Annotated in this window: 15 protein-coding genes and 1 tRNA gene; 14 read left to right on the forward strand and 2 right to left on the reverse strand. The window is 40.2% G+C overall.

Translation table 11 applies throughout. The features are described from left to right. Positions 1-12 precede the first annotated feature (12 nt). Positions 13-1,311, reverse strand: coding sequence for a histidinol dehydrogenase (gene hisD / locus P2W72_RS04915; protein WP_276359793.1), 1,299 nt, complete (start codon positions 1,309-1,311; stop codon positions 13-15). Positions 1,312-1,320: 9 nt separating this feature from the next. Beyond that, positions 1,321-2,172 (reverse strand): ATP phosphoribosyltransferase, encoded by an 852-nt coding sequence (gene hisG / locus P2W72_RS04920; protein ID WP_276359794.1) that lies wholly within the window; start codon positions 2,170-2,172, stop codon positions 1,321-1,323. Between the two features lie 1,124 nt (positions 2,173-3,296). Here hisG and P2W72_RS04925 point away from each other — a divergent pair. From P2W72_RS04925 to P2W72_RS04990, 14 genes are all read left to right on the forward strand, one after another. After that, positions 3,297-4,208 (forward strand): PorP/SprF family type IX secretion system membrane protein, encoded by a 912-nt coding sequence (locus P2W72_RS04925; protein WP_276359795.1) that lies wholly within the window; start codon positions 3,297-3,299, stop codon positions 4,206-4,208. Between the two features lie 199 nt (positions 4,209-4,407). After that, on the forward strand, positions 4,408-6,462 hold the full coding sequence (locus tag P2W72_RS04930; RefSeq protein ID WP_276359796.1) for a BatA and WFA domain-containing protein: 2,055 nt from the start codon (positions 4,408-4,410) through the stop codon (positions 6,460-6,462). Beyond that, positions 6,459-7,724: a dihydroorotase gene (locus tag P2W72_RS04935; RefSeq protein WP_276359797.1), complete on the forward strand. Its 1,266-nt coding sequence runs from the start codon at positions 6,459-6,461 to the stop codon at positions 7,722-7,724. Before P2W72_RS04930 ends, P2W72_RS04935 begins: the two co-directional genes overlap by 4 nt. 8 nt (positions 7,725-7,732) lie before the next feature. After that, positions 7,733-8,407: a hypothetical protein gene (locus tag P2W72_RS04940; protein WP_276359798.1), complete on the forward strand. Its 675-nt coding sequence runs from the start codon at positions 7,733-7,735 to the stop codon at positions 8,405-8,407. A 15-nt stretch (positions 8,408-8,422) separates the two neighbouring features. After that, positions 8,423-8,995, forward strand: a complete 573-nt coding sequence (locus tag P2W72_RS04945; protein WP_276359799.1) for a DUF4199 domain-containing protein — start codon at positions 8,423-8,425, stop codon at positions 8,993-8,995. 115 nt (positions 8,996-9,110) lie between these two features. Continuing rightward, complete coding sequence (locus P2W72_RS04950; RefSeq protein ID WP_276359800.1) at positions 9,111-10,064, forward strand: glycosyltransferase family 2 protein; 954 nt, start codon at positions 9,111-9,113, stop codon at positions 10,062-10,064. Positions 10,065-10,121: 57 nt separating this feature from the next. Next, positions 10,122-11,090: a glycosyltransferase gene (locus tag P2W72_RS04955; protein WP_276359801.1), complete on the forward strand. Its 969-nt coding sequence runs from the start codon at positions 10,122-10,124 to the stop codon at positions 11,088-11,090. Positions 11,091-11,093: 3 nt separating this feature from the next. Beyond that, positions 11,094-11,849: a DUF975 family protein gene (locus tag P2W72_RS04960; RefSeq protein WP_276359802.1), complete on the forward strand. Its 756-nt coding sequence runs from the start codon at positions 11,094-11,096 to the stop codon at positions 11,847-11,849. Then, positions 11,839-13,341 (forward strand): GH3 auxin-responsive promoter family protein, encoded by a 1,503-nt coding sequence (locus P2W72_RS04965; RefSeq protein WP_276359803.1) that lies wholly within the window; start codon positions 11,839-11,841, stop codon positions 13,339-13,341. Before P2W72_RS04960 ends, P2W72_RS04965 begins: the two co-directional genes overlap by 11 nt. A 97-nt stretch (positions 13,342-13,438) precedes the next feature. Continuing rightward, the gene (locus P2W72_RS04970; RefSeq protein ID WP_276359804.1) at positions 13,439-14,596 is read left to right on the forward strand and encodes a 1-deoxy-D-xylulose-5-phosphate reductoisomerase; all 1,158 of its coding nucleotides are present in this window, start codon (positions 13,439-13,441) and stop codon (positions 14,594-14,596) included. Between the two features lie 33 nt (positions 14,597-14,629). Beyond that, complete coding sequence (rseP, locus tag P2W72_RS04975; RefSeq protein ID WP_276359805.1) at positions 14,630-15,958, forward strand: RIP metalloprotease RseP; 1,329 nt, start codon at positions 14,630-14,632, stop codon at positions 15,956-15,958. 85 nt (positions 15,959-16,043) lie between these two features. After that, the gene (hscB, locus tag P2W72_RS04980; RefSeq protein ID WP_276359806.1) at positions 16,044-16,571 is read left to right on the forward strand and encodes a Fe-S protein assembly co-chaperone HscB; all 528 of its coding nucleotides are present in this window, start codon (positions 16,044-16,046) and stop codon (positions 16,569-16,571) included. 104 nt (positions 16,572-16,675) lie between these two features. Next, a tRNA-Leu gene (locus tag P2W72_RS04985) sits at positions 16,676-16,755 on the forward strand. A gap of 175 nt (positions 16,756-16,930) precedes the next feature. After that, on the forward strand, positions 16,931-17,929 hold the full coding sequence (locus P2W72_RS04990) for an ADP-ribosylglycohydrolase family protein (RefSeq protein ID WP_276359807.1): 999 nt from the start codon (positions 16,931-16,933) through the stop codon (positions 17,927-17,929). Positions 17,930-17,948 lie beyond the last annotated feature (19 nt).

Genomic DNA, 17,948 nt, shown 5'->3' on the forward strand with positions numbered 1-17,948 from the left:
ATTGCCGGTTTATTATTCCCGGCTGTCTTTCAAGCGTACACTTACAGCGTTTTTATGTGCATCCAGACCTTCGAGTGATGCCAGTATTTCAACTGCCGGACCAATATTTCTGATTCCTTCTTTACTGATATGCTGGAAAGTGATCTTTTTTACAAATGAATCTACCGAAACTCCTGAATATGCTTTTGCATAAGAGCTGGTTGGCAAGGTATGGTTTGTTCCTGAAGCATAATCGCCCGCACTTTCAGGAGTTAGATGTCCGAGGAATACTGAACCTGCATTAATGATATCATCACTGATACTTTCCCAACGGTCTGTTGCCAGAATCAGGTGTTCGGGTGCATAAGCATTACTGAATGACATAGCCTCTTTCAAATCAGAACAAAGTACAGCATAAGAGTTGGCTATGGCCTTTGCAGCGATTGCAGCTCTGGGGAGTAATTCTATTTGCTTTTTAAGCTCAATGGCAGTTTGCTCAATAATTGATGCAGAACTGGATACAAGCACAGCCTGACTGTCAGTACCGTGCTCTGCCTGAGCCAAAAGATCAGCAGCAACATATTCTGCATTTGCTGTTTCATCGGCTATGACCAAAACTTCAGACGGACCGGCAGGCATATCTATGGCAGTCTGACTTTCAGATTGTATGATAGTTTTTGCCTTGGTTACATATTGGTTACCCGGACCAAAGATCTTGTCTACTTTTGGAATGCTTTCTGTGCCATAAGCCATGGCAGCCACAGCCTGAGCACCTCCGGCAAGGTAAATTCGGTCGATTTCGAGCAATTGGGCGCAATAGGCCAGATAAACATTTACTTTCCCGTCTTTTTGCGGCGGAGAACAAACAACGATCTCTCTGCATCCGGCAATTCTGGCAGGTATGCCAAGCATCAGGAAAGTACTTGGAAGAACAGCTGTTCCTCCGGGAATATAGAGCCCCACTTTTTCAATTGCCCTCAATTCGCGCCAGCAAACCACACCTTTTGATGTTTCAGTTTTCTCTTCTGTACGAAGCTGACTTGCATGAAACTTCCGGATATTATCGAATGCCAGTTTCAGGGCCTGCTTAGATTCTTCAGAAGCGCCTGAAGCAATGTTTCTGATCTCATCTTTACCGATAAAGAGTTTATCAAGTTTAATTCCGTCAAACTTTTCGGCAAATGCTTTCAGGGCATCGTCGCCTTTAAGTTTTACTTCATCAATGATCTCTGTTACCGTTGCCCGGATATTATTATTGGAATCTATATTGCGTTTACAAAGATCTTCAACAGCTTTAGTGCTCAGATCTTTAAAATTATAGACTTTCAACATGCTAATGCTTTATAAGATGATCTTTTCGATAGGCATCACCACAATACCCTGAGCTCCGGCATTTTTCAGCAGGCTGATCTTTTCCCAGAAATCGCGTTCAGGAATAACGGTATGCACTGCAACCCATCCACTTTCAGCCAAAGGCACCACGGTAGGGCTTTTTACTCCGGGAAGAAGTTCAAGAATGAGGTCAAGATTTTTTGTCTCGGCATTCAGAACCACATATTTGGTTTCTTTTGCTCTGAGAACCGACTGGATTCTTTGAATCAGTTCAATGATCAGCGGGTTGTTTTCATCACCCTTTCTGCCAATCAGAACTGCTTCAGACTTCATAACTTCGGCAAAAGGCTTCAGTCCGTTGCTTTTTAATGTTCCTCCGGTTGAAACGATATCAAATATGGCATCACTTAAACCCAAACCCGGAGCAATTTCAACAGATCCTGAGATCGTTCTGATATCTGCACTGATCTTATTCTTGTCGAGGAAGTTTTTCAGGATTACGGGATAGGAAGTAGCAATTGCTTTGCCGTTAAGGTCGGCAATGCTTTCAATGGAACTGTTGTTCTGCACTGCCAGCTTCAGGGTGCATTTACCGAAGCCGAGCATTTGAAGGAAGCTTACATCAACTCCTGTTTCACTGATCACATTTTCGCCTACTATTCCCAGATCGGCAATGCCATCCTGTACATATTCAGGAATATCATCATCTCTCAGGAACAGTATTTCCAGCGGAAAGTTGGAAACATTGGAAATTAATGAGCTTTTATAATTTTCGAAACTTAAACCACAATTTTTGAGGAGTTCGACCGATTTTTCGTTTAATCTACCAGATTTCTGGATAGCTATTTTAAGAGTTTTCAAAGTATATGTTTTAATCAGACCAAAAAATTATTAAGAAACAGTTTCACGTAGAAACACATAAATATATCACATCGCCGCAAAGCGATGATGGAAATGTACGTGATGTGTGAAAACTTTATTCATAATATATGGCCCAAATAGCTTGGGAGGCATGCAAATATAATGATTGGATATGGGAATTAAAAATTTATATTAACGGTTCTAAATGCGAGGATGGTTACCTGGTTAGTATTTAGTGGTTAGTATTGAGACTGATGCATACCATATTTCAAATCAGCTGCCATTAATCTAACTAAACAGAGAGTCAGGAATGTTGCACAAGTAAAAAGGAAAATAAGGTATTCATTTCACATCAGCAGTGCTTCATTCTAAATTATATAACAAGTAACTGCTAAATAGAACAAAGACAATGATATACTAATCTAAAACGAGTAGCGTTTTTTCAAACAACAGACAACAGATACTTTTAAAGACGGATGTTTTTGAGCCTGAATTTTATACTCTTTTAGTAGTTTAACGATAGCTCCAGGGAAGCAATGAGATTATAGCTGTTGTCAGGACGGGAAAATGAATCTTTCGGTGCACTTCGGCCAGCGCTCCCCGGGCTGCTTAATAAGGGTGTGCATTCAGGCTTAAAAGCAATCAGTAAATGAGGCTTCTGATTTAATGGCTGAACACCCAATCAATTTTAGAATCATATTGTGTGTTTTCAATCCTCCATCAGTTGAAATAGCTATGAGTGCTAATTCCAAATCACTGATCATCTTCTTAATTCACGGTTCTTGATTTCTGATATGATTGAGTAAAGCCTGACTTATTATTTGAACTGTAATGTTTTAATAGATTTCAGCATTTTTTGAGTAATTTAGCTTATTTTGAAAAAAAATTCAGGGAGTTAAACACTAAGATTTACTGTAAATTATTTTGATATGGTGAAATCTGTTAGCCTTGAAATTGTTTTTTAAAATTATGTTTGCTTTGGGCTACAAAAGCTTTTGGTATATGATACGATTAGAACTCAATTGTTATTTCCAGTGGATTTGCAGATACTTTCTTTTTGAGATAAAGACCGATTTTAGCAATAAATCTGATCATATCCTGAAATCCGGAGCTAAATAAAGGGAATGAGACTATTGATAAAATACATGATAACTTCAGGATGTATGTTCTTAATGGTTATAGGTGTCAAAGAGAAATTACATGCACAGTCTAACCCACTGGGCGCTTCCTATTTTCAGAACCAGTATTTACTGAACCCCGCCATGGCAGGCTTAGGCGGAAAGGGTTTAAATCTGAACCTGGGTTCAAGAAAGCAATGGAATAATATTCCCGGTAGCCCGTCAACACAGGCCTTTACAGCAGATTATGACCTGAATGGAAAAGCTGCTGTGGGTATGAACTTTAACCGGGATAAAGCCGGTTTGATTCAGGGTCTGAGAGCAGTAGGTACATTTGCCTATCATTTGCCGCTGAATGAAGATAACCGTGTTTTGTCGTTCGGTATTTCTATGGGTATGATGAACGAGCGGATTAACCTGGAAGATGTCAAAGGCGATCCGAATGATATTATTCTGGGCAGGTTCAATGATAGACAAACCTATCTGGATGGGGATTTCGGTACGGCTTACACAGGCAATAACATCACCATTCAGGCAGCTATTCCGAACATGAAATCCTTCTTCAAAAAGGACCAGTTTGAAGGTACGGTAGATCGTGCAGTGTTCTTTTCGGCAATGAGTTACAGATTCAGGAGTGAAAATACTCAGGGTATTGATGTAGAACCTAAAGCGTCGTATCGTGTGATTCATGGGATGGATAATATTTTCGAATTTGGGGCCAATCTGATCTATGCAGACCGGGTCAACTTTTTCAGTATGTACCATAGCAGTCAAAGTGTCACATTCGGACTAGGAATGACTTATCAGAATTTCGGCTTTACAGGGATCTATAACACCAGTACAGGCGACCTGAGCAGATATACAACAGGCAATTTTGAGATCAGTCTGCAGGCCAGATTGTTTGGGAAAAAGAAGTGATTAGTAGTTAGTGATTAGATTAAAGGCTGCTTATTTTGAAATCACTACTTTATCGTCTTGTTTATTGGCTCAAATCTGTTGTTTGTTATCTTAAAAAAGGCTGCTAATTCCAGATGAACCTCTCATAAATCTAACTGCTAACTACTAAATTCTAAATCCCCTTTCAAAGCCGGTTAATTATCATTAAATTTGATACTTAATGAGATTCCTGTCACCCGGATTTTTATTTGCCCTCCTGACAATTGCTATACCTGTCATCATTCATCTTTTCAATTTCCGGAAGTTCAAAAAAATTTATTTTAGCAATGTCCGTTTTCTGAAAGATGTACAGCTTCAGACATCTTCAAGACAGCATCTCAGGGAAAGGCTGATTCTGGCAAGCCGTATTCTGGCTATTACTTTTCTGGTGTTTGCATTTGCCCGTCCATATATTCCCGATTCTGATGCTCAAAATTCAAGTCAGAGACAGGTTTTAAGTATTTACATAGATAATTCCATGAGTATGGAATTACGCAACAGGGAAGGTACTCTTCTGGAGGAAGCAAAAAGAAGAGCAAAAGAGCTGGCATCAGCTTATGGACTGAACGACCGTTTTCAGCTTCTGACCAATGATTTTGAAGGAAAGTATCATCGTCTTTTAAGCTTCGATGAATTTCTGGAGGCTGTAGATGACGTGAAATTAAGCCGGGCACATAAAGACCTTGCTCAGATTCTGGGCAGACAAAAGGAGATTTTTCTTAAAGAGCCTAACTCTGTAAAAACGGTTTATCTGATCTCTGATTTTCAGCATAATATGCTTCCTCAAGCAGCCGTAGCGGCAGATAGTACCTATAAACTCAGGCTGGTACGTTTGAAAGCCACTGAGCAAACAAATAGTTCAGTTGATTCTGTCTGGTTTCAGTCTGCAATTCACAGGCCTGGTGATTCCGAAAAGCTGATTGTCAGACTCAGAAATTATTCAGATGAACAGGCTGAAGCTATTCCAATTAAACTAAGCATAAACGGGAAGCAGAAAGCATTGGGCATGGTTAGTATTCCTCCCGGGCAGCAGGCTGTAGATACACTCATTTTCAGCGGTTTGAAATCAGGCTGGCAGCAAGCAGAAATAGAAATTAAGGATTTCCCGGTCGTTTTTGACGATAAGTTTTATTTCAGTTTTCAGGTTCAGGAATCTATGCCGGTTTTGATTATTAATGGCGATTCAGAAAATCAGTATCTGAATGCTGTTTATGGCTCTGATCCCTTTTTCAGAATTGAAAATGTAGCTGCCGGAAATATCAATTATTCAGCTCTGAACAGTTATTCCCTGATCATTCTGAATGAGCTTAAAGAGATCAGTGATGGTTTGGCACAGCAGCTCAAAATCCATATCAGCAGAGGGGCAAATATGATTGTGTATCCTTATCTGGGGGATGATCAGGCAGAGTTGAGAAAGTTCCTGCAGGTGCTGGGCACTGATTTGCCGATGCAGGTAATCAGTGAAGAAGCTAAAGTGACTGCCATTAATCTACAGCATCCTGTTTTTAAGGGTGTCTTTGATCAGATTCCTCAGAAAATGGATTTACCTGTGGCAAAAAAGTATGTTCGGTTCAATTCTCAGAGCCGATTGAGCAGTCAGAAGTTAATGGAATTGCAGGGCGGGATACCCTTTTTTAGCGAATACCGTTTAGGCTCTGGAAAAATTTATCTTTCAGCAGTTCCATTAAATGCAGAAACAAGTAATTTTGCAAGACATTCGGTATTTGTTCCAATCATGTATCAAACCGCTCTTTTATCAGTAAGGAATCAGAATTTGTTTCATCAACTAAATTCAGAGCAAATGATTGAATTGCCGAAGATTACATTAAAGTCAAATCAAACTCTTAAATTGAAGAATGCTGGCTTTGAGGCCATTCCTGATCTCAGACAACATGAGAATTATTCTCAGTTATATATTGCTGATCAGATCAAGCAAAGCGGTAATTATCAGCTGCATAAGGCTGATAGTCTGCTGGCCGTACTTTCATTCAATGATTCAGGATCAGAGTCTGATATGAGCTTTGCAGAAAATCAGGAGATCAAAGATAAATTCTCCGGACGAAAGATAGACCTGATAGAACCTGATTCCGGATCGATTAAGAATGAAATAAAAACTATCAATCAGGGTCTTTCTTTATGGAAAGTTTGTCTGATATTGGCCCTTTTATTTTTTGCTTTCGAGATCCTGTTGATCCGTTTTTATAATAGAACTCAAATTAAACCATTACACAATTGAAGAACTTATTAATTCAGTCTGCAACAATTCTTTATCCCGGCAGTTCGTTCAGCGGCAAAACTGCTGATGTACTGATCGTGAAAGGCAAAATTTCTGAAATAGCTGCAAAAATTGCTGTTCCTGATTCCGATACTCAGGTAATTCCTGCAAAAGGGAAATATCTGATGCCCGGTTTTTTTGATCTTAACGTTACAATTGGTGAGCCCGGACTGGAAACCCGCGAGGATATCGGGACAGGATGCAGTGCTGCGGCTGCAGGAGGTTTTACCGGTATAGCTGTAATGCCGGATACTCAGCCACCGGTTCATTCCAAAGCAGAAGTCTCGTACCTTATTAATAAAGCAAAGGCTAATCTGGTGGATCTTTATCCGGTTGGATGTATCAGCCAGAAACGGGAAGGTAAGGAGCTTGCAGAAATGTTTGATATGCAGCAATCGGGTGCGATTGCATTTTCTGATGGCAACAGGGCCCTTAGCAATGCCGGATTGATGAGCCGCGCTCTCTTGTATACCAGAACCTTTAAGGGGCTGATTATGGTTCATGCTGAAGATCAGGATATTGCATCAAAGGGGAAGATGAATGAGGGTGTGATGAGCACTTATCTGGGAATGAAAGGGAATCCTTCTCTGGCCGAAGAACTGATGATCTCCCGCGATCTTTACCTGGCAGAATACAATGATGCAAGAATACATTTCAGTACTATAAGCACCGCCAGAAGTGTTGATCTGATCAGAAAAGCAAAAAAAGCAGGTATAAAAGTCACTTGCGACGTAGCAGCACATCAACTGGTGCTTACTGAAGATGATCTGAAAGGATTTGACAGTAATTATAAGCTTAGTCCGCCGCTTCGGACCAAAGCTGATCAGAAGGAACTGATCAAAGGCTTAAAAGACGGAACGATAGACGCCATTGTTTCACAGCATACCCCGCATGAAATTGAGTTTAAAAATGTTGAATTTGAAATCGCAGCATTCGGTATCATTGCTTTGCAAACGGTATTGCCATTGGTGCTGAAAGCCGGATTAAGCCCTGAGCTTATTCTGGAAAAACTGTCTGTCGGACCAAGAAATGTGCTCGGCTTAACTTTGCCTGAGCTTCAAACCGGAAATTCTGCTAACTTTATTCTTGTTGATCCTTCTGAGGAATGGATGTTTGATGAGAAAGTCAATAAGTCAAAATCTTCAAACTCTCCTTTTTTGGGGCAAAAACTAAGAGGCAGGGTTAATCTGGTATGTAATAATGACCGGTATATCATCAACTAATGGGACAAATGAACACAAACATAAAGCGTTCGATGCTTGCTGCCCTGGGGCAGTTTGCCTCGGTAAATAATCAGGATCATCAGCCATTTTTTAAAGTTTTGACAGAGGTATTCAGTGCTGATAAGGATTACCTCAAAAAAGTGGCCCTTCTCGACGCTGCATTTGATGATCATTCGCTTTATGAACCATTAAGAGAGCCTTTCTTCGATTTACTGCTGATTAATTTTCTGAATGAGGATGTTCGTAAACTGGAGGAAGATTATCTGGATTCTCCTGAATGGGAGAAGATTGAAGAAGAGACCATGGACAGGGGTACTGAATTGCTGAACCTGATTCTTTATTTACAGGAGTGTCAGGATGAAGCTATTGAACCGGAGCTGACTGATTTTCTTCGCGAATTTCTGCTGGTTGATGAGGATGAATTCCAGGACGAACATCGTATTTATGAAGAGGTAATTGCCAATCAAATTCTGGTCGACAGCACTTTGAAGGAACTTGCCCGTGTAAGCGCCTCAATTCCGGAAAACTCGGAGCTTAAGGAATTGTTTTACCCGATGATCGGATTTTTCAGAGATCCGGATCCTGAAGATGAGGAGTTCGCAGAATTTTTAAAATACAGTGCTAACCCCGATTTTGATTCAGCAGTTTATGCTTTATTGATCACATACAATAATCAAGACTAAACAAAACCTAAAAAAATGGAATCGACATTAGAAAACTTAAACAAGTCTGCAGTAATTAATGGCTTAGTTGTAGGTGTTTTATCAATCGTAATTGGTGTTGTAACGTACTATGTTTTCCCTTCTCTGCTGGGCTCTATGGCTTTTGGTATCGCATCTTTATTGATATCGATGCTCATCTATATTTTTTTTACTATAGATTTGAGAAAAAAAATCGGAGGCTTCTGGACTTTCAGGGAAGCGCTAAGAGGAATATTCCTGATGGCTTTCGTTGCCGGATTACTGTATTCAGTAGTTAACTATGTTTTCTATAAATTTATTGAACCTGATGCTTTTGATAAAATTGCCTCATATATGGAATCGGGCATGACCCAAACTCTCGAAAATATGGGCATGGATCAGGAAAAGATCGATGAGGCAGTGAGTAAACAGATTGAGGGAGTACGGGCACAATATCAGCCAACTGTAGGTCAGTTTTTTAAAAATATTGGTATTTCGGTAATTGTTCAGTTTGTTATGTCGCTCATTTTCGCTGCAATCTTCAAGAAAGAAAAGCCGGTCTTTGCAGCTATAGAGGAAGAAGAACAATAATCATTTAAATTTTAAGCGTGCAGGTTTTGTCATTTTTATTGATGAAATTTGCACGTTTTCGTTTTAGAGTTGACTTTTGGAGTCTGCAATCTAAAACTCATATCTCAAACCTAAGATGGATATATCTGTAGTTGTACCATTATATAACGAAGCTGAATCGCTGCCTGAATTAACTGAATGGATCAGGAGGGTTATGAATGAAAATGGGTTCAGTTATGAAATTATTCTGGTAGATGATGGTAGTGATGATGGATCATGGGAGGTAATCGAACAGCTGAAAGCCGGTCTTTCTGAGATAGTGGGTATTAAGTTTCGCAGGAATTATGGTAAATCAGCCGCATTGAATGTAGGTTTTGAAGCTGCTCAGGGGAATGTCGTCATTACCATGGATGCTGATCTGCAGGATAGCCCTGACGAGATCCCTGAACTGTACAGACGAATCATAGTTGAAAAGTTTGACCTCATTTCCGGATGGAAACAAAAGCGTCATGACCCTTTAAGCAAGACCATTCCAACAAAGCTTTTCAATCTGGTAACCCGTCGTATGTCGGGAATTCATAATCTTCATGATTTCAATTGCGGTTTGAAAGCCTACCGCAGGGATGTGATCAAAAGCATTGAGGTTTATGGTGAAATGCATCGCTATATTCCGGTTATTGCTAAATGGGCCGGGTTTAAAAAGATTGGAGAGCAGGTTGTAGAACACAGGGCACGTAAATATGGTACTACAAAATTTGGTCTGAGCCGCTTTATAAATGGCTTTCTCGATCTTCTGTCGATCTTCTTCGTGGGTAAATTTGCTAAAAGACCAATGCACTTTTTTGGTACCATGGGAGCCCTGAGTTTCCTGACCGGTACCATAATGGCATTGTGGATTATTGGCGAAAAATTATATCATATTACCATGCATATCCCATACAGTAGGGAAGTGGTTGATCAGCCATTGTTTTATATTGCACTGGTAGCCATCATTGTAGGATTTCAGCTCTTTCTTACCGGATTTATTGCCGAACTTGTTTCAAGGAATTCCCCTGAGCGTAATATTTATCAGATCGAAAAAACTGTTTGATATTAATTGCATTGAACGCTTGTTTTATAATGTATAAATTCGATACCAGGTCTTAATATGTTTTTTTCCATCATCATACCGCTGTATAATCGTCCTCAGGAGATTGATGAGCTGCTGCATACCTTAACGCAGCAAACTTATCCTCAGTTTGAGGTTTTAATTATTGAGGATGGATCGAAGCTGGATGCAAGGGAGATTGTTGACTCCTATAAGGATAAACTGGATATCAGTTATTATTATAAAGAGAATGCCGGACAGGGTTTTGCCAGAAACTATGGTTTTGAAAGAGCTAAAGGCGATTATTTTGTCGTTTTTGATTCAGACTGCCTGATTCCGGCTGATTATCTGGAAACAGTAAAGAACTACCTTCTCGAACACCGGCTTGATGCTTATGGCGGACCGGATGGTGCTCATCCTTCTTTTACGTCGGTGCAAAAGGCGATCAGTTATTCCATGACTTCGCCATTTACAACCGGGGGGATCAGGGGAAATAAGAAACATATCGGGACTTTTCATCCGCGGAGTTTTAATATGGGAATCTCAAGAGAGGTATGGGAACGTACCGGTGGTTTTATTCTGACCCGGCTGGGAGAAGATATTGAATTCAGCATCCGTATACATTCAATGGGGTTTAAAATTGGATTAATTCCGGATGCGATTGTTTATCATAAAAGAAGAACAGACCTGAAGCAGTTTTACAGGCAGCTTCACTTCTTTGGAAGGGCAAGGATCAATATTTATAAACACTTTCCGGCAGAACTTAAGGCTGTACATTTTTTCCCTGCACTTTTTACCTTGTTTTTAGTGCTGAGTCTGGTGTTAAACCTTGTTTCCAACCCTCTCAGTGAATGGTGTAATACCCTGCTTGCTATTTATATATTGTTGATATTTTTTCACTCCTGGAGCCTAAACAAATCAGCAAAAGTTGCATTTTTGAGCATAGCTGCTTCATTTGTTCAGTTAATAGCATATGGCCTTGGTTTTATGCAGGACTTTTGGAAAAGAATAATTTTAAGAAAAGAGTAAAATATGGATAAGACCTTGTCGGTTAGTGTGATTTTGAATGATGCCTGGGAACTGGCCAAAAAAAATATCTGGATTTTAATTGGATTTACTGTAGTACAGTTTGTCTTCATTTTTATGGTTACTATTCTGACCGGGCTCATTGGCGGAATGAGTGGCGCAGGGGTATTGATTCAGAATGTTGTACTTAGTCTTTTCGACGCCTTTTTTACCGTAGCTTTTTATCAGGTATTTTTTAAACTCATTGATGAGGATACTGATCCGGAATTTCCCGATTTTATTCCCAATCTGGTTAAAGCAGTTAATTTTCTTGTTGTAAAGCTGATTATAGGCTTGATCATGGTGTTTTTTATCGCAATAATCAGTTCTGTTTATTTTTATAATAAGCCTGATATTGATACCAGCAATCCTTTGAGTTGGGATATGCTTCCGGTTTTCGGACTGATTGCAATTCCCCTTATTTTCCTGACAATCAGACTTTGTTTTGTGGTTTGCTTTATTGTGGATCAGGAATCGGGTTCTTCAGAGTCAATTACTCAGAGCTGGGCAATCACTAAAGGCCATTTCTGGTTAATAACCCTCCTCTTTCTGGTAATGCTTGGACTCAACGTACTCGGTGCAATGGCATTTCTCTTAGGGCTTTTATTTACCGTTCCTTTTTCGAGTTTAATCCTGATCATTGCCTATCGCCATCTGGTGAACAGCTATACCGATGAAGAAGAAATTCTTCTTGAAGATCCGGAGGAAAATAATGGGAATTAAATCTTTTTTTGCGCGGCCTCTGGCAGCATTTGCAGTCGGGCAGATTAGTAAATGGAAAAAGAATCCTTTTGCTGCACAGCATAAAACGTTTAAACGTATTCTCAGTCAGGCAAAGAACACTGCGTTTGGCAAGGATCATGGTTTTTCTGAGATTCGTACTTATGAAGATTTTAAAAAACGTGTTCCAGTAGCAGATTATGAAGAATTAAGGTCATATATCGACCGTGTGGTGGCTGGCGAGCCGGATGTGTTATGGCCGGGTCAACCCCTGTATCTTGCAAAAACCTCAGGTACTACATCAGGAGTAAAGTACATCCCGATTTCGGCAGAGTCGATGCCCGAGCATATTAAGGCAGCCCGCAATGCGCTTTTCTGTTATATTCATGAAACAGGAAAGTCTGAATTTATCGACGGCAGAATCATTTTCCTTCAGGGCAGTCCGCTTCTTGAAAAGAAAAATGGAATAAATACCGGACGCTTGTCGGGTATCGTTGCAAATCATGTTCCGGCCTATCTGCAGAAAAATCGTTTGCCCACTTATCAGACAAACTGTATTGAGGATTGGGAAGAGAAGGTTGATGCAATTGTTGAAGAGACCATCCAGGAAGATATGCGTTTGATTTCCGGAATTCCACCATGGGTACAGATGTATTTCGACAAACTGAGAAGCCGTTCTGAGGGAAAAAAGGTAGGGGATATTTTTCCGGATTTTTCACTTTTCGTTTATGGGGGTGTTAATTTTGAGCCATATCGTGCCCGTTTGGAAGAAAGTATCGGCAGGAGAGTTGATTCTATTGAAACTTATCCGGCATCTGAGGGCTTTATTGCATTTCAGGATTCTCAAAAAGAAAAAGGCTTATTACTCTTGCTTAACTCGGGAATATTTTATGAATTTATTCCATCTGAAGAATATTTTAACGAGAATCCAACCAGAATCTGTCTTGAAGATGTGGAGCTGAACAGGAATTACGCAATAATTCTGAATACCAATGCAGGCCTATGGGGCTACAGTATAGGTGATACGGTAAAATTTGTATCTAAAGATCCTTATCGTATCATTGTCAGTGGCAGAATAAAGCACTATATTTCAGCTTTCGGTGAACATGTTATTGGCGAAGAGGTTGAGCATGCACTTCTTTCTGTAGCAGTTGAAGAGGGTGTAGAAATTACAGAATTTACCGTTGCCCCTCAGGTTAGTCCTGAAGGGGGAGTTTTACCCTACCATGAATGGTTTGTGGAGTTTGCTAAAGCTCCGGCAAGTATGGATCAATTCAGGTTAAAAGTAGATCAGGCATTACAGAAGAAAAATACCTATTACTTTGATCTGATTGAAGGGAAGATTCTTCAGCCATTGATTATGCATGAACTGGAGAAAGATGCATTCAGAAATTATATGAAAGCGCAGGGTAAATTGGGAGGGCAAAATAAGGTCCCGCGCTTATCTAATGATAGAAATATTGCAGTAGAATTGAATAAGTGGATCAGGAAATAAGATCTGATCTTCGATAGAATTAATAATTTAGAATTGAACATTAAGCAGATTAGATTGCCGGTTTGCAGATGGGGAATAATATAGAGGAGGATATAAAGTGAAGAATATAGCTGTTCTGGGATCAACCGGTAGTATCGGCACACAGGCGCTGGAGGTAATTCGCCAGAATCCTGATCGTTTTAGTGCGTTTATTCTTTTTGCTAATAATAATGCTGATTTACTGATACAGCAGGCGCTTGAATTTAAGCCGGCATTTGCCGTAATCGGGAATCATGCAAAGCTGGATGATGTCAGAAGGGCCTTAAGCAGTACAGAAACCAGGGTGCTCTACGGAACCGATGAACTTTGTGAGGTGCTTGACCGGCCTGAACTTTCCCTTGTGCTTACTGCCATGGTTGGATTTGCAGGTTTGATCCCAACGATAGCCGCTATTAAAGCGGGAAAGGATATTGCACTGGCTAATAAAGAGACTTTGGTTGTGGCCGGTGATCTGGTTACAGCACTGGCAAAGCAGTACGGGGTTAAAATTCTCCCTGTTGATTCAGAGCACTCAGCCATATTTCAATGTCTGGAAGGAGAAAGCCTGTCTTCGGTAGAAAAGATCTATCTTACCGCTTCGGGCGGGCCATTCAGAGGTCGTAACAGAGACCATCTTGCCGCGATCGGGCGCAATGAGGCATTGAAACATCCAAACTGGGTGATGGGTGCCAAAATTACCATTGATTCGGCCAGTTTGATGAATAAGGGTTTGGAAGTGATCGAAGCAAAATGGCTCTTTGATCTGGATGCTTCTCAGATTGATGTAATCGTACATCCGCAATCGGTCATTCATTCAATCGTTCAGTTTAATGACGGATCAATGAAGGCACAAATGGGCTTGCCTGATATGAAATTACCTATACAATATGCAATGGCTTATCCTGAGCGTATATGTAATAGTTTTCAGAGGTTTAATTTTATGGATTTTCCCAGCCTGAGCTTTGAGCAGGCTGACAAAAAGACCTTTCGCAATCTCGCACTGGCTTATGAAGCATTGAATATGGGCGGAAATATGCCATGTGTGATTAATGCAGCCAATGAGGTGGTTGTGGCAGAATTTTTGAACGATCGCATAGGATTCCTCCAAATGAGTGATGTGATTGAAGCCTGTATGGCTAAAATTTCATTTATTGCAAGTCCGGATCTTGATGATTATTTAGAATCTGACAGAATAACCAGGATTTTTGCACAGGAATTAGTAACATTAGTAAAATAATAGAGTTTAATATAAAATAAGAGAAAAGAAGGCATGGATGGATTAGTAATGACAGGTCAGCTGTTATTGGGATTATCGATTTTAATCATTTTACATGAAGCAGGACACTTTTTAGCGGCACGTGCTTTTGGAATCAGAGTAGAGAAATTTTATTTGTTCTTTGATGCATGGGGCTTTAAATTGTTTAGTTTCAACTATAAAGGCTGTGAGTATGGTATTGGCTGGCTTCCCTTAGGCGGCTATGTTAAGATCTCTGGTATGATCGATGAATCGATGGATACCGAGCAAATGGCCGGTCCCCCGCAGCCATGGGAATTTAGGTCAAAACCGGCCTGGCAGCGACTTATTGTCATGCTGGGTGGGGTAACAGTGAACATTGTTCTGGGTGTCTTTATTTTCTGGATGCTTACCCTGAAAAATGGTGAAACTTTTATTCCGAATGATAAATTACCTGATGGTATTGCACCGGGACTGATCGGTAAGGAAATTGGTTTGCAAACCGGCGATAAAATTACTGCGGTTAACGGTATGCCGGTTGTTCGTTTTGATGAACTGACCAGTTCCAAAGTATTAATGGGTAACACAGAGTTGAGCATTGTTCGCGGATCAGAAACTAAAACTCTTCAGGTTCCGGGTGATATACTCGAAAAAGTATCCGATCTTGGAATTGGGCAGTTTGTAGAGCCAAGGGTTAAAATGTCGGGTGTCATGCAAGTAGCGCCTGCCGGTAATGCCGAGAAAGCAGGTATTAAAGCTGGCGATAGTATTCTGACTGTAAATGCAAAGCCTGTTGCTTTTTATGACGAGTATAAGGCAGAAATCCAGGCTAATAAGAACAAGCAGGTAGTTATTTCCCTGATGCGTAATAATCAGATAATGGAGTTACCTACTCAGGTTGCTGAGGATGGTACGATAGGTATATACGTTTCTCCGTATTTTAATATTCCGGTTGAAACTGTCAGATACGGTCTTTTGGCTTCACTCCCGGTAGGTGCGTCAAAAGCATGGGGTTCATTTATGGATAATGCCAAAGGATTAGGAAAAGTGGCTTCCGGAGAAGTTAAAGCGAATAAAGCATTTACAGGTCCGATAGGTATTGCTACCATGTTTGGTGGTACGGTCGACTGGATAAAGTTCTGGAGTTTGGTAGGCTTGCTTTCTATGGCACTTGCCCTGATGAACTTATTGCCTATTCCGGCACTGGATGGCGGCCATGCTATTTTCCTGCTTATTGAAATGGTTAAAGGCAAACCGCTTGGCGATAAATTTATGGAACGTGCTCAGATGGTTGGTTTTGTAATTCTTGTCAGCCTGATGGTGTTTGTGTTTGGTAACGATATTCTGAAACACGTGATTAATTAATTGATATTGGAGTGCGGAGATTAAGGGATTGAAAATATTCTTATTCTTTGTGCTCTGAATCTGTTAATCCAATAATCCTTTTCCGGTGAATTATTTTGAATTATACAATCTTCCACAGAGTTTTGAACCTGATACGGCTTTGGTCAGGAAGAAGTTCTATGAGCTGAGTAAACGTTTTCATCCCGATTTTTATGTGAACGAAAGTCAGGAGAAGCAGGATGAGATTCTCGAATTATCCACTCTGAATAATAAAGCCTATCAGGTTTTGTCAGATCCGCTGAAGCGGATAGAATATATACTTTCGATCCATAATATGCTTGCAGATGGCGATAAGCATGTTTTACCCCAGTCGTTCTTAATGGATATGATGGATGTGAATGAGGCTTTGATGGAGATGGAGTTTGATCCTGATGAACTTAAACTGGCAGAATTAAAGGAACAGATCGATGGGATGGAGAAGTCCCTTTTTGAAGAGTTAAAGCAATACACAGATGAGTTTGATACCAGTAATGGAAATGAGGCTGAAAGTACTTTGCTGAAGATCAGGGATATCTGGTACCGTGAAAAATACCTGATGCGGATCAGGGAAAGTCTGAATAAGTTCAGTCAGTAAATCTGGCTGATTTTTCAAGCAGATCGCTGCGATTTATTAAAATTTTATTTATGTTTGCATCCCGCAACGTAGAACGTGAAAACGTAGTGCGTTTATTCAAAAATGCCCAGCTGGCGGAACTGGTAGACGCGTCGGTCTCAAACACCGATAGGAAACTGTGCCGGTTCGATTCCGGCGCTGGGTACACTAAACCGCTTTTAAATATATTTAAAAGCGGTTTTTTATTTTTTGCGTACGGATTTGCGTACACTTTTTTGCCCCTCTGTTGACTTATTCCATGCCAAAGCAGCCTAGCGCTGTACAGGCAAATTATTATATCCAAGTAAATCTTGTTATATTCAGAATGATAAATAATCAATATGATTGGTGCAATAATTGGAGATATAGTTGGTTCAAGATTTGAGTTTAATAATCATCGAAGTAAAGATTTCGAATTGTTCCATAAGGACTGTCATTTTACAGATGATACCGTTTGTACCATTGCCACAATGAAATGGATAATGTCTGACAAGCGGCATCGGAATTATCGTTCTAATGAATATGCCGATTTACTGATTGAACTCTGTACAAAGTACCCAGATTTGTCTTATGGGCAATCATTTGGGAATTGGTTAAGGAGTGAAGATAAAGCTCCTTATTATAGTTATGGCAATGGCTCGGCAATGAGAGTGTCACCTGTGTCATTTACAACCTACCGGGGGGATGTGCTTCCGCTGGCCTCATTGAATGCTTCCGTTACACATGACCACCCCGAAGGAATAAAAGGCGCACAAGCCGTTGCATGGGCTGGATACCTTGCAAGAACAGGGGCTTCTAAGCAAGAGATATATAATTCAATGACTTCGGTATTCGGTTATTATTTGGATTATCATTGTTATCAAATTCAAAGTACCTATAAGTATAATGAAACTTGTCAGCAGACAGTTCCACAAGCTATTGTAGCATTTCTGGATAGTGAAAATTTTGAGGATGCAATACGTAATGCTATCTCAATAGGTGGCGACAGTGACACGCTTGCTGCTATAACCGGCGGTATTGCAGAAGCTTTTTACGGCGTGCCTAAAAAACTGTTTGCAAAAGCATTAAAATATTTGCCTGAGGATTTGAAAGAGACAGTAAATACTTTTTATACTTATCATAATCCTAAGTTTGCTCAATATCGCTATTTCAGAGGCGAAGTTGAAAGCCCATTTAATGCAAGTAGAATGTCATACTGGTGGAGCTGGGAGAAATCACATTTTGAGGGTAAATATGAGGAATCATTTGAAGAGTACATTAAAGGTTGGTTTGCAAAACCTGATAATACTGACCTTAAGGGTATTGAATATCGTTGGCAAAGGTATTTAGAAGGAGATTAGTTCTGTGATATAATAATGA

Origin of the sequence: Daejeonella sp. H1SJ63, assembly GCF_029360775.1 — a bacterium.
Taxonomy (GTDB): Bacteria; Bacteroidota; Bacteroidia; order Sphingobacteriales; family Sphingobacteriaceae; genus Daejeonella.